At 57.4% G+C, this 22,346-nt stretch carries 17 protein-coding genes; 10 read left to right on the forward strand and 7 right to left on the reverse strand.

The features are described from left to right. Positions 1–151: 151 nt before the first annotated feature. Positions 152–493, reverse strand: coding sequence for a hypothetical protein (locus YBN1229_RS18870; RefSeq protein ID WP_046477218.1), 342 nt, complete (start codon positions 491–493; stop codon positions 152–154). A 526-nt stretch (positions 494–1,019) separates the two neighbouring features. After that, on the reverse strand, positions 1,020–1,490 hold the full coding sequence (locus YBN1229_RS05070; protein WP_244465013.1) for a GNAT family N-acetyltransferase: 471 nt from the start codon (positions 1,488–1,490) through the stop codon (positions 1,020–1,022). 435 nt (positions 1,491–1,925) lie between these two features. Between YBN1229_RS05070 and zapE the strand changes: the two genes are divergently transcribed. Continuing rightward, positions 1,926–3,071, forward strand: coding sequence for a cell division protein ZapE (zapE, locus tag YBN1229_RS05075; protein WP_052743717.1), 1,146 nt, complete (start codon positions 1,926–1,928; stop codon positions 3,069–3,071). Positions 3,072–3,162: 91 nt separating this feature from the next. Here the strand turns inward: zapE and YBN1229_RS05080 are convergent, their stop codons facing one another. Continuing rightward, positions 3,163–3,738, reverse strand: coding sequence for a PRC-barrel domain-containing protein (locus tag YBN1229_RS05080; RefSeq protein WP_046477223.1), 576 nt, complete (start codon positions 3,736–3,738; stop codon positions 3,163–3,165). Positions 3,739–3,968: 230 nt separating this feature from the next. Then, the gene (locus YBN1229_RS05085; RefSeq protein ID WP_052743718.1) at positions 3,969–4,781 is read right to left on the reverse strand and encodes a matrixin family metalloprotease; all 813 of its coding nucleotides are present in this window, start codon (positions 4,779–4,781) and stop codon (positions 3,969–3,971) included. A 442-nt stretch (positions 4,782–5,223) separates the two neighbouring features. On the opposite strand from YBN1229_RS05085, the gene mdh reads away from it, so the two are divergent. From mdh to YBN1229_RS05120, 7 genes are all read left to right on the forward strand, one after another. Beyond that, the gene (gene mdh / locus YBN1229_RS05090; protein WP_046477226.1) at positions 5,224–6,189 is read left to right on the forward strand and encodes a malate dehydrogenase; all 966 of its coding nucleotides are present in this window, start codon (positions 5,224–5,226) and stop codon (positions 6,187–6,189) included. A 240-nt stretch (positions 6,190–6,429) separates the two neighbouring features. Beyond that, positions 6,430–7,629, forward strand: a complete 1,200-nt coding sequence (gene sucC / locus YBN1229_RS05095; protein ID WP_046477228.1) for an ADP-forming succinate--CoA ligase subunit beta — start codon at positions 6,430–6,432, stop codon at positions 7,627–7,629. Positions 7,630–7,681: 52 nt separating this feature from the next. Further along, a complete protein-coding gene (gene sucD, locus YBN1229_RS05100) occupies positions 7,682–8,581 on the forward strand; it encodes a succinate--CoA ligase subunit alpha (protein ID WP_046477230.1) in 900 nt (299 codons plus the stop codon). A gap of 246 nt (positions 8,582–8,827) precedes the next feature. Beyond that, positions 8,828–11,791: a 2-oxoglutarate dehydrogenase E1 component gene (locus tag YBN1229_RS05105; protein ID WP_046477232.1), complete on the forward strand. Its 2,964-nt coding sequence runs from the start codon at positions 8,828–8,830 to the stop codon at positions 11,789–11,791. Positions 11,792–11,874: 83 nt separating this feature from the next. Beyond that, positions 11,875–13,125 carry a 2-oxoglutarate dehydrogenase complex dihydrolipoyllysine-residue succinyltransferase gene (odhB, locus tag YBN1229_RS05110; protein ID WP_046477234.1) on the forward strand — a complete coding sequence of 417 codons (1,251 nt, stop codon included), beginning with the start codon at positions 11,875–11,877 and terminating at the stop codon, positions 13,123–13,125. 55 nt (positions 13,126–13,180) lie between these two features. Further along, entirely contained in the window at positions 13,181–14,584 is a 1,404-nt protein-coding gene (lpdA, locus tag YBN1229_RS05115) for a dihydrolipoyl dehydrogenase (protein ID WP_046477236.1), read from the forward strand. Positions 14,585–14,743: 159 nt separating this feature from the next. After that, complete coding sequence (locus YBN1229_RS05120) at positions 14,744–15,493, forward strand: sulfite exporter TauE/SafE family protein (RefSeq protein ID WP_046477237.1); 750 nt, start codon at positions 14,744–14,746, stop codon at positions 15,491–15,493. A 15-nt stretch (positions 15,494–15,508) separates the two neighbouring features. On the opposite strand, the gene YBN1229_RS05125 is transcribed toward YBN1229_RS05120, so the two are convergent. Together YBN1229_RS05125 and YBN1229_RS05130 are read right to left on the reverse strand one after the other, a co-directional pair. After that, entirely contained in the window at positions 15,509–16,582 is a 1,074-nt protein-coding gene (locus YBN1229_RS05125; protein WP_052743719.1) for a TraB/GumN family protein, read from the reverse strand. A 207-nt stretch (positions 16,583–16,789) separates the two neighbouring features. Beyond that, a complete protein-coding gene (locus YBN1229_RS05130; protein WP_280136723.1) occupies positions 16,790–17,710 on the reverse strand; it encodes a tyrosine recombinase XerC in 921 nt (306 codons plus the stop codon). A gap of 131 nt (positions 17,711–17,841) precedes the next feature. Between YBN1229_RS05130 and YBN1229_RS05135 the strand changes: the two genes are divergently transcribed. Next, complete coding sequence (locus tag YBN1229_RS05135) at positions 17,842–18,840, forward strand: amidoligase family protein (protein ID WP_046477239.1); 999 nt, start codon at positions 17,842–17,844, stop codon at positions 18,838–18,840. A 23-nt stretch (positions 18,841–18,863) separates the two neighbouring features. Here the strand turns inward: YBN1229_RS05135 and fsa are convergent, their stop codons facing one another. Next, entirely contained in the window at positions 18,864–19,520 is a 657-nt protein-coding gene (gene fsa / locus YBN1229_RS05140) for a fructose-6-phosphate aldolase (protein ID WP_046477240.1), read from the reverse strand. Between the two features lie 227 nt (positions 19,521–19,747). Here fsa and YBN1229_RS05145 point away from each other — a divergent pair, with 227 nt between their 5' ends. Then, on the forward strand, positions 19,748–21,973 hold the full coding sequence (locus YBN1229_RS05145) for a primosomal protein N' (RefSeq protein ID WP_052744098.1): 2,226 nt from the start codon (positions 19,748–19,750) through the stop codon (positions 21,971–21,973). Positions 21,974–22,346 lie beyond the last annotated feature (373 nt).

A 22,346-nucleotide genomic window follows, 5' to 3' on the forward strand; every position in this document is an offset into this window, starting at 1 on the left:
CATATCTCTTCTCGACACGTTTCGCAAAAAATTAGACCGGTGCAACCTTAGCGCTGCAACCGGCCTTCTAAGTCGTTCATTGGTATTCTTGGTGGGAAGTCGAACCGTTGACGCTCCGGTGCCCATCCGGAGCCAACGGAATATCGCTTCGTTAGGCTGCCTTCTTCGCAACCTTGCGAGCTGCAGGCTTCTTAGCAGCGGTCTTCTTAGCAGCCGGCTTGACGGCTGCCTTGCGAGCAGCGGGCTTACGAGCAGCCGGCTTCTTAGCAGCGGTCTTCTTGGCGGCGGGCTTCTTAGCGGCAGGCTTCTTCGCAGCAGCCTTCTTCGCCGGAGCCTTTGCCGTAACAGCTTTCTTGCGAGCCGGAGCTGCGGAGCGAGCCGAAGCAGACGCCGTGGTCTTCGTTGACTTGCGAGCCGTGCTCTTAGCAGCAGCCTTCTTCGCGGGAGCCTTCTTTGCTTTGCTCTTGGCCGGAGCCTTTATCTTTTCAGTCATCGTAGTCTCTCTTTCTCTGTTTCTCTAAGGTGTCCGCCCGAATCAATTTCGGACTAAAAAAATCATGTGCAAGTTCGAGGAATTTGTTGACATGCAAAATGAATTGTCGGGTGAAATAATCTCTCTTTCCCCTCAAAGTGTTGCGTGAAGGACTCAAATTTGATGGCTTTTAGATAGGTAACGCGTTTCGACGAGATCAAAAGTTAGGTGCACGAGACAACATCATGGAACGTCGAGACGTTTTTTGAATCGGTTTTTGACTCTCGTCAGATTTGAAAATCGCGTTGCGCAAGGATGATCAATGTGAGGAGCGATGCGTATCACTTCGCATTTGCAAATGAGGGTAATCGATACGGTGTGATGTGGAGGGAGAAGACTTTAGAAAAGCGGTCTCGAAAAATCTAATCACGGTCAAAAAGAAAATGGGGCGCCACCGACGCCCCATTTCTTTATCCTGATGCATAACGGCGAAGACAGTTCGTGCAACGTTAGTTTGAAACGGTTGCACGTGTCGACGGATAAACAACTATGCCGCCGCGAGCGTGCGTGCCTGTAAGTCCAACACGGCAAGGACGTAGCCCACCCGATCTTCCATGGCTTCCGCCCAGATCGAAAAGTAGTTGGGTTGCTCCGGAATGATCTCTCCAATCACTTCGCCGTACTCAAACCTAAGATCGGCTTCGAAGTGTCTTGCGATTGCCTGCATCTTCGAATTCTCAGAAAGACAGCTCAAGACAAGCTGGTGTACGCCGCGGTTTCTTGCAGCTCGGATGACACGACCCATCAATTCCGAACCGAGGCCCTTATTTTGAAAGGTAGGTTCGACGGATATCGCGGCTTCAGCCTGGGTACCCCAAGCATCCCCGAGTTTGCGTAGTTCGGCTGCTGCGCGGACTTCCCCGTCTACAATGTAGCCGTAGACGATCCCCCCCATATCGTTCATGCGGAGCGCGTAGTCTCCGATGAAACTGTCCGATACGCCGTGGGCGAAACGCATTCTCCGGCTACTCTTATCTAGCCGCAGTAGATGGTCGCGGAACTTTTCTACTTCCGTCGGCCACAGTTTTCTTATTGTTCCTCCCCAGAACCGGTCATCGCTCATGACATCACCTCAGTTCTGGTTGACCTATAATCGCCTGGTGCAGACGAGTGATTATCTGCAGTCCAATTGGCACGCTGTTTTGCGCACCTTGTATTGCACCCAACATTACGACAGGTGAAAGGCAGATGGGGGGCCGGTTGCCATATGTCGCCTCGCCAAAGGTATAGCGGGACTGTAAGTCACAGGCGGGATAATGCCTCATCTGGCGTCAAGGACGATTCTTTGGGCTTATTCGAATAGAAATAGGACGATTTTACTGCCTGTATTCTTTATATATGAGCGCTATACCCGAAATGAAGCATGCGGTATTGCACACGAACTGGGAAGGGAATGACAGCACTACCTAAGCATTCCGGTCCTGTTTTGCGCGCATACCTGCAACGCATTACGAACAATGAAATTGAAGCTGACCCGGCCCAGCAGGAAGCGGTCGTGCGGCTCGACGAACTGGCGCGCGCATTGAGCCTCTATCGTGCGCGCCGCCGTGGCGTTCTCTCCTGGCTGAACCTTGGGAGGTCGTCAGCCCCTCAAGTGCCAAAGGGGCTCTATATCCATGGCGGCGTCGGCCGTGGGAAGACGATGCTAATGGACCTATTCTTCGAGAATGTTGAGTTTGCGCCCAAGACGCGTCTTCACTTTCACGAATTTATGGCCGAGACCCATGAGCAGATCCAGGCCGCCCGCAAGGATGAGCCTGGAGACCCCATCCCGCTTGCTGCATCTCGTATTGCCGATAGGGCCGGCCTTTTGTGTTTCGATGAGCTTCACGTCACGGACATTACCGACGCGATGATCCTGGGCCGGCTGTTTCGCGTCCTCTTCGCGCGCAACGTTGTCGTCGTTGCAACGTCCAACGCAGCGCCAGCGAACTTATATAAAGACGGACTTAATCGCGCGCTTTTCCTACCTTTCATTGACTTGATCGAAGATCATATGTCGGTGCATGTCCTCGATGCGCAAAAAGACTTTCGGCTCGCTAAGCTTGCCGGTCGTCAGCTTTATTTCTCTCCGGCTGACGAAGTCGCGCGCGCCGAACTGGATGCTCTTTGGATGCGCCTGACCGGAGTAGCGAACCCGTCTTCTCAGGGTATCGAAGTCAAGGGGCGAACAATCGAGGTCCCCGCAGCAGCGATGGGCGTAGCTCGATTTAGTTTTGCCGACTTGTGCGCACGCCCACTCGGTGCACTTGACTATCTTCAGATCGCGCACGCTTTCCATACCTTAATAATAGAAGACATCCCCATTCTGACTCCAGACAAGCGCAATGAAGCGCGCCGCTTCATAAATCTGATTGACGCGCTTTATGACAACAAGGTGGGGTTGATTTCATCAGCGGCGGCCGAGCCTGATGCACTGTATCCGCATGGAGATGGCGCAGACCTATTTGAGCGAACGGTCTCCCGGCTCATGGAAATGCGTACCGAACAATACCTCGAAACGCGAAACCGGCGGGCTGAAAATGTCCGCGCGCTATAGAACTATGGCGCTGCAGGATCTGCCCACTAAATAATACGGCCCGGAACAAGAAGTTCCGGGCCGATCGAAGCAACGAGTATTTTGCCTTTTATTATCGGCTCGTTCCGGAGCTGGCACCCGGCTTCTGGGGCGGCTTCCATTCTGGTGCTGCAGCCAGCGCGTCGCTTGTCGCGGCCGCAGTGATCATCGGCTTATTGGGGTCGGTGTTGTCGATCTTCAACTCGGACAACTGAAGGGCGACGTTCTTTTCACCCAGTCCAAGGAAACCACCGACGCCCACGATGATGGATTCAACCTGACCATCCTTCGTCAGCAATACGTCATTCACGTTGCCGATAGATTCATTGGCACCATTACGGACCGACGAACCGATCAGCTTGCTGACACGAAGCTCGCCCTGACCGATTGTCGTGGCGCCTGCATCAGCGGTGGACTTGCTCATGGTCTCCGCGCTTGGGGACTGAGCTGAAGCGCCCGGCGCTTTGTCTTCCATGCCAGCAGCACCGTTGCTTGAACCCGGCATGGCGCTATCAGGAGTGGCCGGCTTGTTCTGCGTGTCGCCCATTGACGGCTTGGCCGGATCAGCGCCTGGAGCCGCGCTCTGCGCGAAAGCAGGGCCTGCAGCCATAAGTGCCAGTAGCGAGGCCGTGGTGATGAGCTTTTTCATAGCGATAAACCTCTTTTACATCCTTGGGAGCTGTTCAACCGCCTTACTGCGGCTGAGCGCTGCCTGCAAAGGCAACTGCTCCAAAGAACGGCCCATCCCGAAGTAGGGTTCCATGTCAATCTGACGCTACGATACGCAAGATGCTCCCAACGGAATATCCGCTGGGAGCATTTATAGTGACGTCAATTGATTGTTTCGCTGAGTTCCGTACGAACGTTAGCAATCGCGCGTTATGGTTTCCCACCGAGTCCAAAACTGGATCGACGTGACGACGGCTCGTCCGCTTTCTCGGTCCCGTCGGAATTGGTGTCGGCCAGTTCGGTAGGAGGTGTCAAAGTCTTCGCTTTGGCTTTAGCGAATTTCGGCCCCGCACCATAAATGAGAGCGGCTCCGGCCATGTCGCCGACGGCGAGATCGTGTTGCGTCTCATCATATTTATAGAACATCAGAGATCCGCGCTCGCTGGGATGATCAAGGCCGATCGCATGACCGAGTTCGTGCGCCAGCGTGTACCGTAGATCATAAGCAGCTAGGTCGCCATCGAACCCAACTTTCCACGGCATGTCAGGATTGAGGCAGATCAGTGAACGTTTTATTTGGCGCGTGCCGGGGGATACGCGGTCAGCCGCCAGTTCGACATTTGTGAAGGCGCGACCGATGCCTCTAACCTGAGCGCCGATCAAAATATTCGCCACTTGCGGCGTAGCCGCCTCAACAAAGCGAATGTTTGCCGCTTCTTCCCACATGCGCGTTGCTTTGGTGAATTCCTCGCGGAATTGCCTCATGGAAATACGCGAATGGTCGAGCGCCTTGCCCATAGGCTGCATAGCTCCGCAATTGCGGGCATCTTTGCTATGCACGATCTTATTGGCAAAGGCGTAGGTGACGACCGTTGTTTCGCTGGACTGAATTGGAGACCATCTTGCGAAATGCCCCTGAAGCTTGAGAAGTTTGTAGTTGTCTTCCTCGGCCAGCACGGCTGGCGCCAAGAAGATATGCGCGGCAATAAAGCTTGCCAGCGCGCAATAGATTCCCCGTATCAACGTGTCCCTCCTGCCCCTACTTGCCTTAAACCTCATGATCCCCTTGAGCCGCGCTTGACCGCCTTACCACGCAAGGCGCGCCGGCAAATTTATCTTGCAGTGCACATGCATCGCCTATCGAGGGAACCTTCGTCAACCCCCGGGCGTTACAAAGGGTTGTGCGCAACTCTGGCTACCGTTCGGGAATTCAGATTCTCCGAAGTGGGACTGTCGGTGTCCACATTATGGGTAGGAAACCGCCGGCCAACGCATCCATCAGATACTTTGGGCGATCTTCCGTCAGCAAACCTGAGCCGTTATTCAGGTCTGTGTTGGCGATGGCCATCTGTCGCACTTTGGATCCCAGCTTTAGTGCAGTCTCAAAGTGTGCTGAATTGGACGCGCTCACCGTCATTCATCCACAAGACCAAGATTTATTCCAAATTGAAGGAGATAACGCTCAATGGCGCGCACCAAAATCGCACTCATCGGCTCTGGCATGATCGGCGGTACGCTTGCGCACCTTGTCGGTTTGAAGGAGCTAGGCGACGTCGTGATGTTCGACATCGCCGAGGGACTTCCCAACGGCAAGGCGCTCGATATCGCGCAATCCGGAGCCGTGGAGGGTTTTGATTGCGCATTGAAGGGCACGAGTTCCTACGCTGATATCGAAGGCGCCGATGTTTGCATCGTGACCGCCGGTGTTCCGCGCAAGCCGGGTATGAGCCGCGACGATCTGCTGGGCATCAATCTCAAGGTGATGGAGCAGGTTGGCGCAGGCATCAAAAAATATGCACCGAACTCTCTGGTCATCGCGATCACCAATCCCCTCGATGCGATGGTCTGGGCGCTTCAGAAGGCGTCGGGTCTGCCACGTAACATGGTCATCGGAATGGCCGGCGTTTTGGATGCCTCCCGCTTCCGTCACTTTCTCGCGACTGAGCTGAACGTATCGGTTGAAGACGTGTCGGCCTTCGTTCTGGGCGGTCACGGCGACGACATGGTGCCGCTGATCCGCTACTCCACCGTTTCCGGTATTCCCCTCCCTGACCTTGTAAAGATGGGCTGGATCAAGCAGGAACGCCTCGATGAAATCGTGGACCGTACCCGTAAGGGCGGTGGTGAAATCGTTGCACTCTTGAAGACCGGCTCGGCTTTTTACGCTCCAGCCGCATCCGCCATCGAAATGGCTGACAGCTATCTCAAGGACAAGAAGCGGGTTCTGCCTTGCGCCGCATACTTGAACGGCGAATATGGAGTCAAAGGACTTTACGTTGGTGTTCCGGTGGTGATCGGCGCAGGTGGCGCCGAACGGATCGTTGAAATCGACCTGAACTCCGGCGAACGCGCGATGTTCATGAAGTCGGTCGAATCAGTGAAAGGCCTTGTCGATGCCTGTAACCAAATTGCACCGCAGCTCGGCGCCTAGATGATCGCAAACGGCGCACCCAAATGGTGCGCCGTTTTGGTTTTAGCCCCCCGTGGCAACGGAATGTGTCGCCTGCTGAGCGAATTTTGCTGCGATAGACAACCTAAGTTGATCGCGCCTTGCTCAGGAAGCGCACTGGTATATGGTATGCCAAGCTGATCCAAAAAACGGGCAGCCCCAAGGAATGGCAATGGAACTGGCCGTCGCATTTGAGGCGTCCAGCAAGCGGAAAAGCTCAACATGAACATTCATGAATATCAGGCCAAAGAACTATATCGCCAATACGGTGTTCCCACTCCGACAGGCTATCCTGCCTTTACAGTCGACGAAGCTGTTGCGGCCGCGCAGAAATTGCCCGGCCCGGTTTGGGTGGTAAAAGCCCAGATCCACGCTGGCGGCCGTGGCAAAGGTTCGTTCAAAGAGGCCGAAGCAGGCGACAAAGGCGGGGTTCGTCTCGCCAAGTCAATTGATGAGGTGAAGGAATTCGCCAATCAGATGCTCGGCAAGACGCTTGTTACCGTACAGACGGGCGCAGCCGGGCGCCAAGTCAATCGGCTATATATTGAAGACGGCTCCGCCATTGAGCGCGAACTTTATCTCTCCGCGTTGGTCGATCGTGCGACCTCGCGCGTCGCCTTCATCGTGAGCCAGGACGGCGGCATGGACATCGAGAAGGTGGCTCACGATACGCCTGAACGCATCACCACGCTGTCGATAGATCCGGCTTCGGGCTTCCAGCAATTCCACGGCCGTAAAGTCGCATTTGCGCTGGGCCTCAAAGGCGATCAGGTCAAGCAATGCGTTAAGATGGTCAATGCACTTTATAACATGGTCATCGAGAAGGATATGAGCCTGCTCGAAATCAATCCGCTGGTCGTGACCAAGGACGGCAGCTTGATCGCGCTCGATGGCAAGATGGATTTCGATTCCAATGCGCTCTTCCGGCATGCCGAAATTGTCGAAATGCGCGACCTGGCAGAAGAAGATCCGATGGAGCTCGAAGCCTCCAAGTACGATCTCTCTTATGTCAAACTCGATGGCAACATCGGCTGCATGGTCAACGGTGCAGGTCTCGCCATGGCCACGATGGATATCATCAAGCTGTACGGCGCCGAGCCAGCCAACTTCCTCGACGTTGGCGGTGGCGCGTCCAAAGAAAAGGTGCAAGCCGCGTTCAAGATCATTCTCAACGATCCGGCGGTGAAGGGCATTCTGGTCAACATTTTCGGCGGCATCATGCGGTGTGACATCATCGCTGAAGGCGTCGTCGCGGCCGCGCGCGAGATGGAAATCAAAGTTCCACTCGTTGTCCGTTTGGAAGGCACAAACGTTGATCTCGGCAAGAAGATCCTCAGCGAATCCGGGCTGAAGATCATTCCGGCTGACGATCTGGCCGATGCTGCCAAAAAGATTACGGACGAAGTGAAAGCCGTCGCGTGAGCCTCTCGCCACGCATCCAAGTTGAGATCAGATTTCTATAAAAGGCTCACCAATGGCCATTCTTATCGATAAGACAACCAAGGTAATCTGCCAGGGGCTCACCGGCGCGCAGGGCACCTTCCATACTAAGCAAGCGCGCGCCTACGGCACCCAGATCGTTGGTGGCGTCACGCCGGGCAAAGGCGGCACAAAGCACCCGGACGCCGAACTGGCAGACATCCCGCTTTATGACACCGTGATCGATGCCAAAAAGGCGACCGGCGCAACGGCCTCTGCCATCTATGTGCCGCCGCCGTTTGCGGCAGACGCCATCCTCGAAGCGATTGATGCCGAAATCCCGCTCATCGTGTGCATCACCGAGGGCATCCCGGTTATGGACATGGTCAAGGTGAAACGCGCCTTATCTGGCTCCGCGTCGCGCCTTGTTGGTCCGAACTGCCCCGGAGTTTTGACTCCGAATGCCTGCAAGATTGGCATCATGCCTGGCAACATCTTCAAGGCGGGTACGTGCGGGATCGTCTCCCGTTCAGGAACCCTGACCTACGAAGCGGTCAAGCAGACCACGGATGCCGGCATCGGCCAATCGACGGCTGTCGGCATCGGCGGCGACCCAGTGAAGGGGACCGAGTTCATCGACGTGCTCGACATGTTCCTCAACGACCCCGACACCCATTCGATCATTATGATCGGCGAAATCGGCGGTTCGGCTGAAGAAGAAGCGGCCGAGTTCATCAAGCAGGCAGCAGCGGCAGGCAAGCGCAAACCCATGGCTGGTTTCATTGCCGGTGCGTCGGCGCCTCCAGGCCGGCGCATGGGCCACGCCGGCGCGATCATCTCCGGCGGCAAAGGCAAGGCTGAAGACAAGATCGCAGCGATGACCGAAGCCGGCATTGCCATGGCCGATAGCCCAGCCTCGCTCGGTACTACACTTTCGGCGGTCTTAAACCGTTAGTCAAAACCTACTAAGTACAGTTAGACCTTCGCCGTCTTGCGTGGCGGCGGAGGTCTTTTAATGTCCGGACACGACGCCTAATATCAAGACATAGTGTCCCAAATTTTTTGGGCGCTATCTCGGAGGGTGAGGATGCGGGCGTGATTGCGTGTCCTCGATCTGGCGTAATGTCGGAGTATGCAACTGCGAGATCGCGCGCTCTGACGCGATCCGCGAACTGTGGGCCTAACAAACAGGCGGGCGGCTATGACGCGCGAGGCACTTAACCAGTCGTTTCTCTTGACTTCATTCTTGGATGGGGCCAACGCCGCGTATATTGAGGATTTGCAGGCGCAATATGCCGCCAATCCCGGCTCAGTGCCTGACGCTTGGCGGCACTTTTTTGAAAGCCTCCAGGAAGACAAGTCAGTCGTAGAATCCGATCCGGGCAACCCGCCGTGGGCGACGCCCCTCACCAAACTCGAGTCCAACGGCGATCTGGTTGCTGCACTGACCGGTGACTACGCCCAGGTTGAACGGACCCTTCACGGGAAAATCTCCGCCCACGCAAATCATATGGGCGTCGATCTATCACCGGTCGCCTCGCTGCGCGCGACCCAAGATTCCATTCGCGCTCTCATGCTCATTCGCGCGTATCGCGTGATGGGCCATTTGGCTGCCGAGTTGGACCCTCTGGACCTCGCCGACCGCAGAGTGCACGCCGAACTGAAGCCTGAAACCTATGGCTTCACGGAAGCCGACTATGACCGTCCGATTTTTATCGATCGCGTTCTTGGGCTTGAGACGGCGAGCATTCGCCAGATTCTCGATATTCTGCGCCGGACCTATTGCCGTCACATCGGCTACGAGTTCATGCACATCACTAATCCCCTGCAGAAGGCGTGGATTCAGCGGCGCATTGAGGGTGAACGCAAAGACATCAGATTCACCGTCGAAGGCAAGAAAGCGATCCTCAACAAGCTGATCGAAGCTGAGACCTTCGAAAAGTTCGCAGACGTCAAATACACCGGTACGAAGCGGTTCGGCCTTGACGGCGGCGAAGCAATGGTCCCAGCCCTTGAGCAGATCATCAAGCGCGGCGGCCAGTTGGGTGTTCGTGAAATCGTTATCGGCATGGCTCACCGCGGCCGCCTCAACGTTCTCGCCAATGTCATGGCGAAACCCCATCGTGCCATTTTCAATGAATTCAAAGGCGGGTCGTTCAAGCCGGACGACGTGGAAGGATCGGGCGACGTCAAATATCACCTCGGCGCCTCATCGGATCGCACCTTTGACGGCAACAACGTTCACCTCTCGCTGACGGCGAACCCCTCTCACTTGGAGATCGTTGATCCTGTAGTGCTGGGCAAGGTACGCGCGAAGCAGGATCAACACGGCTGTGCACCGAACGAACGCACGTCGATCATGCCCTTGCTGCTGCACGGTGATGCGGCGTTCGCAGGGCAGGGCGTCGTTGCCGAATGCTTTGGCCTCTCCGGTTTGAAGGGGCACCGTACCGGCGGCTCGGTTCACTTCATCATCAACAATCAGATCGGCTTCACGACCAACCCGCGGCACTCGCGGTCCTCGCCCTATTGCACGGACGTGGCCAAGATGGTTGAGGCGCCGATCTTCCACGTCAACGGTGATGATCCGGAAGCCGTCGTTCACGTCGCGAAAATCGCAACTGAGTTCCGGCAGAAATTCCAAAAGCCGGTCGTCATCGACATGGTCTGCTACCGGCGGTTCGGTCACAACGAAGCCGATGAGCCGATGTTCACGCAGCCGCGCATGTACCGCCGAATCAAGGCGCACACGCCGGTCGCGCGTCTGTACGCCGACAAACTGATCGAGGAAGGCGTCCTGGCGGATTCGGATGTTGACCAGATGTACGCGGGCTTCCGCTCGCATCTGGAGGAAGAATTCGCGGCTGCAGACGCCTATAAGCCAAACAAGGCGGATTGGCTCGACGGCCGGTGGTCATCCATCGGGTTCGCCGAGGACGAAGCTCGTCGCGGTGTGACGGGCGTAGACATCGACACGCTTCGTGATATCGGCCGGCGTATTACGACGATCCCCTCGGACTTCATCGTGCACAAAACCGTGCAGAGGTTGTTGGATCGCCGCCGCGAGATGATTGACTCAGGCGTCGGCATCGATTGGGCCATGGCCGAACACTTGGCTTTCGGCTCGCTGGTTCTTGAAGGTTTCCCGGTGCGTCTGTCCGGACAGGATTGCGAACGCGGCACCTTCTCCCAACGTCACTCCGTCCTTACCCATCAAGAAACAGAAAAGCGTTTCACGCCCCTACGGCACATCTCTGCCGACCAGGCGCGGTTCGAAGTTATTAACTCGATGCTTTCGGAAGAAGCCGTACTAGGTTTTGAATATGGGTTTTCGCTGGCTGAGCCCAACGCGCTTGTTTTGTGGGAAGCGCAGTTTGGCGACTTCGCCAACGGCGCGCAGGTGATCTTCGATCAGTTCCTGTCGTCAGGTGAACGCAAGTGGTTGCGCATGTCAGGCCTCGTCTGCCTGCTTCCGCACGGATACGAAGGTCAGGGCCCTGAGCACTCTTCGGCCAGACTCGAGCGATACCTACAACTCTCGGCGGAAGACAACTGGCAGGTGGCCAACTGCACCACGCCAGCGAACTACTTCCACATCCTGCGTCGCCAGTTGCACCGCAAGTTCCGCAAGCCGCTGATCCTGATGACGCCGAAATCGCTCCTCCGTCACAAGCGCGTGGAATCCCGCTTGGAGGAGATAGCGACCGGAACAACGTTCCACCGCGTTCTTTGGGACGATTGCGACCGCCAGATGCGAAACGCTTCGGGTCTCAAGCTTAAGCCGGACGACCAGATCCGCCGCGTCGTTCTCTGCTCGGGCAAGGTCTACTACGATCTTTACGAGAAGCGACAAGCCGCCGGACTTGAGGACGTCTATCTTCTGCGCGTCGAACAGCTTTATCCGTTCCCAGCACGCACGCTTATCCAGGAGCTCGGCCGCTTCACCAACGCCACCGAATACATCTGGTGCCAGGAAGAACCGAAGAACATGGGAGCATGGACCTGGATTGAACCGAACCTTGAATGGGTTCTCGATCATATCGGCGCGAACGCTTCTCGGGCCATCTATGCCGGGCGTCCCGCATCGGCGTCGACGGCCACCGGATTGGCAAAACGTCACCAGACAGAGCAACAGACGCTTGTCTCAGAGGCTTTGAACGCTTAAGCGCTCTCCTCATATTGCAGCAAGCCATTTTGGGGGGCGCCTGTCAGGCGCTTCTGCTAGGAAAAGCGAAAGGTCCGGCGAAGATGTCTATCGAGATTCGCGTGCCCTCATTGGGTGAGTCTGTTACCGAAGCCACGGTCGGCCAGTGGTTTAAGAAGCCGGGCGATCCGGTGAAGGTCGACGAGCCTCTTGTCGAACTGGAGACGGACAAGGTCACGGTAGAGGTGCCGGCCCCCTCGACCGGCGTTCTGGCGGACATCATTATCCAGCAGGGAGAGACTGTCGAAGTTGGAGCCTTGCTCGCGACTTTGGGACAAGGAACTGAGGCGAGCCCAGCCCCGGCCGCCAAGCCGTCAAAGTCCGCTGCAGCACCAGCCCCTGCCGAAAGCTCGAGTTCCTCCAAGGAGGACATGCCGCCATCTCCAGCAGCTCGAAAGGCGCTGGCAGAAGCAGGCCTGTCGAAAACAGACGTGGAAGGCTCTGGTCGTCGCGGCCAAGTGCTCAAACACGACGTCCCGGCTGTTTCTGCTCAGCGCGCGCAGCCAAGTTCATCAGCGACGGCATCTTATGTGCCTGTAGCCGCACCCGCTCCGTCGCAAGGTCTGCGCGTGCCATCCGCGCCCGTTGACGACCAGCGCGAGCAGCGCGTTAAGATGACCAGGTTGCGCCAGACGATCGCCCGTCGTTTGAAAGATGCACAGAACACCGCTGCGATGCTGACCACCTTCAACGACGTCGACATGTCGGCGGTCATGGAGATGCGCAGTCAGTACAAGGATCTTTTCGAGAAGCGTCACGGTGTCAAGCTGGGCTTCATGGGCTTCTTCGCGAAAGCTTGTATCCAGGCCTTGAAGGAGATTCCTTCGATCAACGCGGAGATCGATGGCCAAGATCTGGTCTACAAAGACTACTACCACATTGGTGTCGCCGTCGGGACGGACAGAGGGCTCGTCGTGCCCGTCGTCCGTGAGGCCGACAAAATGTCGATCGCCCAGATCGAAGGCAAGATTGCCGAATTTGGCCATAAGGCCCGTAATGGACAGCTCGGCATCGAAGAGATGCAGGGGGGCACCTTTACGATCACCAACGGCGGCGTCTTTGGTTCGTTGATGTCGACGCCGATTCTTAATGCGCCGCAGTCCGGTATTCTCGGTATGCACCGCGTCGAGCAGCGCCCCGTCGTTCTGAAAGATGGCTCTATCGTCGCGCGCCCCATGATGTATCTGGCGCTCTCCTACGACCACCGCATCGTCGATGGCAAGGAAGCCGTGACCTTCCTGGTTCGCGTCAAGGAATGCCTTGAAGACCCGCATCGCTTCGTTCTCGACCTGTAAGTCCGCGGAGCCCCGCACGTGATCGCAAGAGATTGAGACGAAGGAGCGAAACGAAATGGCAGGACCTTACGATCTGATCGTCATCGGCACTGGTCCGGGAGGCTATGTGTGTGCCATCCGGGCCGCCCAGCTTGGGCTCAAGGTGGCGGTCGTCGAAAAGCGCGCCACGCATGGCGGCACCTGCCTCAATGTTGGCTGCATTCCGTCAAAGGCATTGCTGCATGCCTCCGAACTCTATGAAGAGGCGGGCCACGGCTTCGCCGGTATGGGGATTGAGGTCAGCCCTAAATTGGATCTGGCAAAAATGCTGGCCTTCAAGGCTGACGGCATCAAGGGCAACGTTGATGGCGTTGCCTTCCTTCTGAAGAAGAACAAAATCGATTCCTACACAGGCACCGGACGTATTCTCGCACCTGGAAAGGTGAGCGTAACGCCGGAAAAGGGTGAAGTTGTCGAGTTGGAAACGAAGGCAATCGTAATCGCTACCGGTTCCGACGTCGCAAAGCTGCCTGGCGTAGAGATTGATGAAAAGCGCGTTGTTTCTTCCACTGGCGCGCTTGAACTGAGCAAGGTCCCGTCGACGATGATCATCGTTGGCGCCGGTGTGATCGGCCTCGAACTCGGCTCGGTCTGGCGTCGTCTGGGCGCTAAGGTCCACGTCGTTGAATTCCTTGATCGCATCCTGCCGGGAATGGACAATGAAGTAGCGAAGCAGTTCCAAAGGATCCTGTCCAAACAGGGCATCACCTTCCAGCTTGGCGCCAAGGTAACGTCCCTCAAGAAGGACAAGTCGGGCTGCAAAGTGCGCGTTGAGCCGGTTGCCGGTGGAGATGCAACGGAACTTGCAGCAGACGTTGTTCTCGTTGCAATCGGCCGGGTGCCATACACCGAGGGATTGGGGCTCGAAGAATTGGGCGTCGCACTCGACAATCGCCGCCGCATTATCGTCGACGATCACTTCGCAACCAATGTCGATGGCGTCTACGCTATCGGCGACGTGATCGCAGGGCCGATGCTGGCCCACAAAGCGGAAGACGAAGGCGTGGCGCTTGCCGAGCTGCTGGCGGGCCAGGCGGGTCACGTCAACTATGACGTCATTCCCAATGTGATCTATACGTACCCAGAGGTCGCTTCTGTCGGGAAAACCGAGGAAGAGCTGAAGGAAGCCGGTATCTCCTACAATGTCGGAAAATTCCCCTTCATGGCCAACGGCCGCGCGAAAGTGAACCGGACGACGGACGGCTTCATCAAAGTGCTAGCCGATGCGCACACGGACAGGATACTCGGCGTCCATATGGTTGGGCCGCACGTTGGCGAGCTTATCGCCGAAGCGGCTGTGATCATGGAATTTGGCGGCTCGTCAGAAGATCTGGCGCGCACGTGCCATGCACACCCCACGCTTACGGAAGCCGTCAAGGAGGCCGCCATGGCTGTCCAAAAACGCGCCATTCACATGTGAGCCAACGGCCAAACTTGCGCAAGACAGGATATGGTCTCACGCATAGTTCACAGTGTCTATCAGCGGATGCGCAAATAGAAATGGCATTTTGTTGCCTAAAGGCCTACAGCGCCTCGCGAAACACTTGACGGATATCGGGGCAACGCCATTTCGACCTTATTGGACGCCATTGGGCTAAGCGGGCTCCAACTCGGCCTGCTCGTCGCCGTAGCCATCGTTGCGGGCATCGTGCGTGGCTACTCCGGCTTCGGCTTTTCGGCCATCGTCATCGCTGGCGGGACCCTGGTGATCCCTCCAGCGACGCTGGTCCCTGCGCTCTTCATGCTCGAGATCGTCGCGAGCATTCACATGCTGCCTTCGGTCCGGAAAGATATCGACTATCCGAATTTCTGGCCCATGCTGGCGGGATGCGCCGTCGGCCTGCCCCTAGGTCAGTATCTGCTCGTCCATCTTGAGCCCGATACGGTCCGCTTCTATTTGGCTTGGAGCGTGCTGGTCTCAGCATTTCTGATTTGGCGTGGCGTCAGCTTCCATCGCAGCATGACATGGCCTCTTGCCGCATTCACCGGATTCGTGACGGGCTTTGGATCCGGCCTCGCCTCCATCGGGGGCTTGTTCGCAATGGTCATCTTTTTGGGGACGCGCTACCCGCCGGCCCAAGTGCGGGCCGTCTTCGTTGCGATGTTCTTTGCAATGTATGTTTATGGCGTTGGCTTGTCGTCGCTCAACGGCCTGATAAGCGCGACAACGTTCTGGATTGCGCTCATCCTGCTCATCCCCATGATTTCAGGCATTGTTCTGGGGCAGCGGCAATATCTGTCGACTACGCCGGAAGCGTTCCGTAGGTTTGCGTTGTTCCTCCTGATGGCGCTCGCGTCCATCGGCATTCTGCGCATCGTGTTTCTCTGAGGTGCGAGGCGCGCCTCACTCAACCGGGACAACGCGATAGCCAGCGTCACGCAGGAGCTTCACAAGCCCCTCTTCGCCGACGAGATGCAATCCGCCAACAGCGATAAACGCGCCGCCCTCTGCCAGGAGAGGCAATGCGCGCGTGCGCATCGTTCGGTTCCGATTGGTAATCAACGCTTCGCGGAAACCATCAAGATTGTCTGTCACTTCACCGGATTTGGCCGCCACGTACAGCTGCAGCGGAATCACCGCTCCTAGCTTTCTCTGGAGATAAAGGCGCAACACCGTTTCACGGAGATCATCGGCACGGCTTGCGTGAACCAGACTGGCGCGCAAGATCTGGACCTGCTCGTCCATCGGCACGGCCGCGGCGGCTTCGAGCTGCGACTGTAACGTCTCAAGTCCAACGACAGGGATCTTCTTTTCCTGCGCATAGGCGGAGACGACCATATCGAGGACGAGCTTGCCCCCTGCGACCCGTTCGCGCTCGCAAGGGCCAACCGCCAGTATCATGCTCACGACCCAGGGCTTGTACATGTGAGCCATCGCGGTCGGCAGCTTAGCTTCTTCCAGCTTTTTCTCGACCAGCGAGAAAGCTTCGGAAGAGATCACCTGGTCGAGGCGGTGGCCATTGTCGAAAAGCACCAAATCGGAAGCTGCCCCGATAGCCTGCATTGTCGCGACCGGTGAGATATCAGCGACTTCCAACGCGACCACACGAGATTTGCCAATGGCGCTCTTCACGGCATCGGAAAGCTCGGTGATCCGTTCGTCGGTTAGATGGATTGTGCCGAACAGGTAGGAATCCGGCTTTCCGTCGCGTTCAACACGCCACAACGCGGCACCATCATTCGCGGTAGCCTGCGCCTCAGTCATAATCTTCGTAAAGCTCGCAGGATCTTGCGCCTGTACGTCAGCCAAGATATCCCGCCCTGAACAGGTTCCAGCATCTTTGTCGTTAGCGAGAGCGGCGGAGGCATCGAATGCGGAGAGGTTGAACACGAGCCCTATGGCGGCGAGCGCTCCGGCAGCAGCACGCGTAAGAGCGCTGCGCGCGCGCAATAAAGCAAACAACCGGACAGCCGGCATGGCAATGGAACTCCCTAACTGGCAACGACAAGCAAAAATTGGTTTTCAGGTGGGCCCAAATGAGAACCAGCCCCCCTATGGCGTGGGTTTTAACGCAGATCAACCGCCAGAAGTTACCTATGCAACGAGATATCGCACCCGTACGACAGAATAAGCTGGACGGACAACGGAAGGGGGCCTGGGAAGACTAAGGGATTCAACGGAAAATCAGGCGCGAGGATGCGCGGCGTCATAAACTGCGAGCAGGCGGTCACGGTCGACTTCGGTATAAATTTGCGTCGTCGAAAGCGAGGCATGCCCGAGCAGTTCCTGGATTTGGCGGAGATCGGCGCCTGCAGATAGGAGGTGCGTCGCGAAGGAATGGCGCAAAGCATGCGGTGTCGCCGTGTCAGGTAAGCCCAAACTTTCCCGCAGACGTTTGACAGTAAGCTGGATGATGCGGGGCGAAAGCGGCCCACCCTTCGCGCCGACAAATAGGGCACTATCAGGCGGCAGTTTGTAAGGCACCAGTTCCAAATAGCGTTCGACAGCACTTTGAATAACTTCGAGGATCGGCACAAGCCGTTCCTTGCCGCCCTTCCCGACGATCCGCAAACTGTCTCGACCTTTGACCGGCGCGTCCTGTCGTGTCAGCGATAACGCTTCTCCTATGCGTAATCCGGCACCGTACAACAGTAACAATACAGCCGCGTCGCGCGCCAGAACCCAATCGACTTCAGCACCGGCTCCGAGGTCGACAACGGCACCTGCCTTTTCCACGGTCAGCGGTTTGGGCACGCCATGACCGACCTTGGGCATGGCTACTTGCAGAACGGCGCGATTCTTCGCGATCTCCCGTCCTTCCAGCCATTTGAAGAAAGTGCGCAACGCCGACATCGTCCGTGACAACGACCGCGAACCAAGACCTTGGCGCCGCCGCGCAGCCATGAAACCCCGCACGATTTGTGCGGTCAGCTGATTGATATCGACAAGCTCAGGTGATCGCCCTAGGCGGCCAGCCAAGTAGCGTTCGAATTGTTCGAGATCACGACGGTAAGCGGCAAGCGTATGCGCTGAAGCCCCGCGCTCATTGCTGAGGCTTTCGAGCCAGTCTTCGGCTAGCCGCGACAACTCATCGTCGCCAGACACAACCAAAAGCCCTCCGTCTGCGTTAGACTCCCTAGCGTAAAATCGCGCGGCTCACTGCGGACTCTGCCAGAACGATCAGATTCGCCCGCGTCTTTGAAGCCCCATATCGCGACGTTAACCAAGTCGGAGCAATGAAACCTGCCGCTACAAAGTTAAGATTGCCACCCCGCAAACTGAATTACGAAGGAAAAGGACGCCGCGTCGGCGTAGAGCTCGAATTTGCAGCCGTAGCCGCCGCTAAGGTTGCCACGCGTGTTTCAGGCCTCTACGGCGGCAAAGTCGAGCGTGACGACGCCCATCGCTATCGCATTGAGAATTCTAAGTTTGGTCGCTTCGTTGTCGAACTCGACAGCCAATACGCGCACCGCCAACCGGGAGATAGCGTCTATCAAGGAACCGGATTTGCCGCCATCGTGGACGGCTTCCGCGATTCCATGCGGACACTGTATGGGGATCTCAGTTCTCTTGTGGTTCCTTACGAGGTGGTTTGTCCGCCGGTCGCGTTCGACGAGCTAGTGGAACTTGAAAACCTCCTCAAGGCGCTGCGGGAGGAAGGCGCGCAGGGAACGAACGATAATCTGCTGCACGCGTTCGGCGCCCAGTTCAATCCGGAGATCGCGACCCGCGATCCGCACTGGATCCTAAGTGTGTTGAAGGCGGACATCCTGCTCTCCAACTGGCTGCGGAGCATTATGTCGATTGCATTTGCCCGCCGGCTCCTTTCGTTCGTCGATCCGTTTCCCGCGGCCTATGCCTACAAGGTGCTCGATCCCGATTATTGGCCTGACACTGCGAATCTCATCGACGACTACATTGACTATAATCCGACCCGGAACCGAGAGCTCGATTTGCTCCCGCTCTTCATGTGGCTTGACGAAAAGCGTGTACGTGCGCGGTTGGCCCCGGGTCTCGTCAGGCCGCGGCCCACGTTTCATTGCCGCCTTCCCAACGCCAACATCGGAGAACCGATGTGGAGCCTCACGCTGGAGTGGAACCGTTGGGTCGTCGTTGAAAGGCTCGCCGACAAGCCCGAGTTGTTGGCGGAAATGGGCCCAGCCTACATCGCCAACGCCCAGAGTTTCCTTCCGGGCGATTGGGCGATGATGTGCACCGAGTGGCTAGTCGTTTAAAGCGTGGGGCCGAGATCGGAGGGCTAAACGATCGTTTGTCCTGTCTTCGCCCAGTCCGCAAGAAACTGTTCCAATCCCTTGTCGGTCAGGGGATGTTTGACCAGAGCCTTGAGGGTGGCCGGTGGAACCGTAGCCACATCGGCGCCGATGAGCGCGGCTTCTTTCACGTGGTTCACCGTGCGGATGGACGCCGCCAGAATATCCGTCGAGAAGTTCTGGTAATTGTCATAGATCTGCCGGATCTCACGGATCAGCGCCATGCCATCGAGGCCAATGTCATCGAGCCGTCCAATGAACGGAGAGACGAATGTCGCCCCGGCCTTGGCTGCCAGTAGCGCCTGGTTGGCTGAAAAGCACAGAGTAACGTTGACGAGGGTACCTTCAGAGGTCAAAGCCCGACAGGCTTTGAGACCGTCCAGTGTCAGGGGAACCTTAATGGTAACGTTCTTGGCGATCTTTGCCAGTTCTCGGCCTTCTGCCAGCATCCCATCGTAATCCGTCGCGGCGACCTCGGCGGAAACGGGGCCTGGGACAATGGCGCAGATCTCGCGGATTGTTGTCTTGAAGTCGCCGCCCGCTTTGGCGATGAGCGACGGATTAGTCGTCACGCCATCAAGCAGGCCCGTCGCAGCGAGTTCTTTGATTTCATTGAGATCGGCAGTATCCACGAAGAATTTCATGATCTTCCCCCTGCCATCGGTTCGCCCAATGGCGAAGCCTAGGCTAGTTTGAGTTCTTGGATTTCTCTGTAGCTCAAATATGCGCTGAGCGCCAAAGTCGAGTCGCGCGCAAAGCTAACGATCGCGCTTAACCTGCCAGCGCTGCCGCTAAAGCCCCATGTTGGGCCTTACTGGCAAAAAATCGAGAGCTATAACGCTCAAGATCAACCCGGGTGAAGGCCGCCGCATTGACCAATCTTCTTGATCTACAGCCCGACGTGAAGGCGCGGCAAGGCGAATGCGTGCCTGTGCTGCTCCCGGTCGCATTGGATCAAACATACGACTACCTGGCGCCGCCCGAGGGCGTTCCGCCGCCGGGCAGTTTTGTCCTTGTGCCGTTCGGGCCGCAATCGCGCATCGGGATCGTCTGGGACGAACCACGTGGTACGCCGGCGAAACCGATTGATCCTGCGAAACTCAAGGCAGTGACGGGCACGCTCGATGCGCCGCCTTTGCCTGTTTTGTCTCTCCGATTCGCCGAATGGATCGCCGGATACACGCTGGCGCCGCTCGGCATGGTCGTCCGCATGATGATGAGCGCGCGGGAGGTCTTCGAACCGCAGAAACCGCGATTTGGCGTCACAATCGTCGAAGGGGCAGCGATGCCTCCGCGGATGACGCCTGCCCGCCAACGTGTACTCGACATCGCTTCAGACGGACTGATCCGGGCTAAATCCTCGTTGGCACAGGAAGCGGCGTGCACAACAGGTGTCGTCGATGGTCTGATCACTGCCGGCTGTCTTGTCGAGGCGGCAATTCCACAGAAGCGGTGTCCAATCCCAGAACCCCATCACCGCACCATTGAGTTGAGCGAAGATCAGGAACGCGCCGTCATGGCGCTACGCGCGGCCGTCGACGGTGGCACGTTCGCGGTGACCCTCCTCGATGGTGTCACGGGTTCGGGTAAGACAGAGGTTTATTACGAGGCGGTGGCGCGCGCGCTGGAACGTGGGCGCCAAGTGCTGATCATGCTTCCGGAAATCGCACTGACCAGCCAGTTCATGGGCCGTTTTCAGGATCGCTTCGGCTGCCCTCCGGTGGAATGGCACTCGGCGTTATCAGGCCCCGAGCGGGGCCGCATCTGGCGTGGGGTGGCGACGGGAGAAGCCCGTGTCGTCGTGGGCGCCCGATCGGCGTTGTTCCTGCCTTACACGGATCTTGGGCTCATTGTCGTCGACGAAGAGCACGACGGAGGCTTCAAACAGGACGATCGCGTTCACTACCAAGCCCGCGACATGGCGGTGGTGCGCGCCAGTCTTGGGCGCTTCTCCGTTGTGCTGGCATCTGCAACGCCTTCCATTGAGAGCCACGTCAACGCTCGGACGGGGCGGTATAATCACGTTGTGTTGCCAGGGCGATTTTCCGGTACTGAATTACCTGAGATCGAGGCGATCGATCTGCGCCGGGAACCCCCTGAAAAAGGCCGCTGGCTCGCTCCGCCGCTCGTTGAGGGCATAACTGAGACCTTGGCGCGGGGTCAGCAGTCTCTTTTGTTTCTAAATCGCCGCGGCTACGCCCCCCTGACGTTGTGCCAGAAATGCGGCCATCGCTTCGAATGCCCGCAGTGCACCGCGTGGCTGGTCGAGCATCGCTTTCGCAAGAAGCTGAACTGCCACCATTGCGGATTTTCTCTTCCGATACCGGAGAAATGCCCAAGCTGCGGAGAAGCCGACAAGCTCACGGCTTGCGGTCCGGGTGTGGAGCGCGTGGCCGAAGAAGTCGCAGAGCGCTTCCCGGAGGCCCGGATCGAATTACTTTCCTCCGATCTCATCCCAGGCTTAACCGAAATGCGCCGGGTTATCGAACGGATCGAGCGGCACGAGGCCGATATCATCATCGGTACGCAGCTCGTCGCGAAGGGCCACCATTTCCCAGACCTCAATCTTGTAGGGATTGTCGATGGCGATCTCGGCCTCGCACAAGGCGCTGATCCCCGCGCCGGCGAGCGCACCTTCCAGCTTCTCCATCAGGTGACTGGTCGCGCTGGGCGCGCCTTTGCGCGCGGGCGTGGCCTCATCCAAACTCATCTGCCTGACCATCCTGTGATGGCCGCGATTATCCATGGCGATCGTGAAGCCTTCCTTGAAAGGGAAATTGCGCAACGGCAGGCGGGACTTTTACCCCCCTACGGCCGATTGGCTGCGCTCATTGTCTCCAGCCGCGACAAGCAGGCAGCCGAAATGATTGCCCGAGACATTGCACATCGCGCTCCGCCGGCAGAGCAGATTCGCATTTTGGGCCCGACCGAAGCGCCGATCGCCATAATCAGAGGTCGGCACCGGTGGCGTTTGTTGGCGAAAGCCCGTCGCGACATCGACATTCAAAATTATCTGCGCGCTTGGTTGTCGCGGATGCCGCCGATCAAAGGAGACGTCCGCCTGAGCGTCGATATCGATCCTTACAGCTTCTTATGAGCGTCCGTGAGACGCACGCAGCGCGCTATGAAATGCGCATAAAACTCCGCAGAACCTTATGAAAACACTATTTAAATATAGCCTACGCCTGTTTTGTAGGACCGTATGATGGGATGTTTTTAAGGCGACAATGCTCTCCACGCGAGTGCGCCGCAGCTCGCCACAACGCACCCAAAACTCCCCAAGGTGGAAGCGGGTATGCACCAACGCAAAGCACAACTGCGTCATTCGTGACCGCATCTCCCCGTTGATGATGCGCGAACTGCGTGTTAGACAGCCCCTCGACGCCCGGACGGGGACGCCGGCTAATGTCGGCTGTGACCGTTGTTGTGGCCAAATAATCCCACCATAAGGGTAGCGAACCGGTATCCCG

It is taken from the genome of Candidatus Filomicrobium marinum, assembly GCF_000981545.1.
Lineage (GTDB): Bacteria > Pseudomonadota > Alphaproteobacteria > Rhizobiales > Hyphomicrobiaceae > Filomicrobium > Filomicrobium insigne.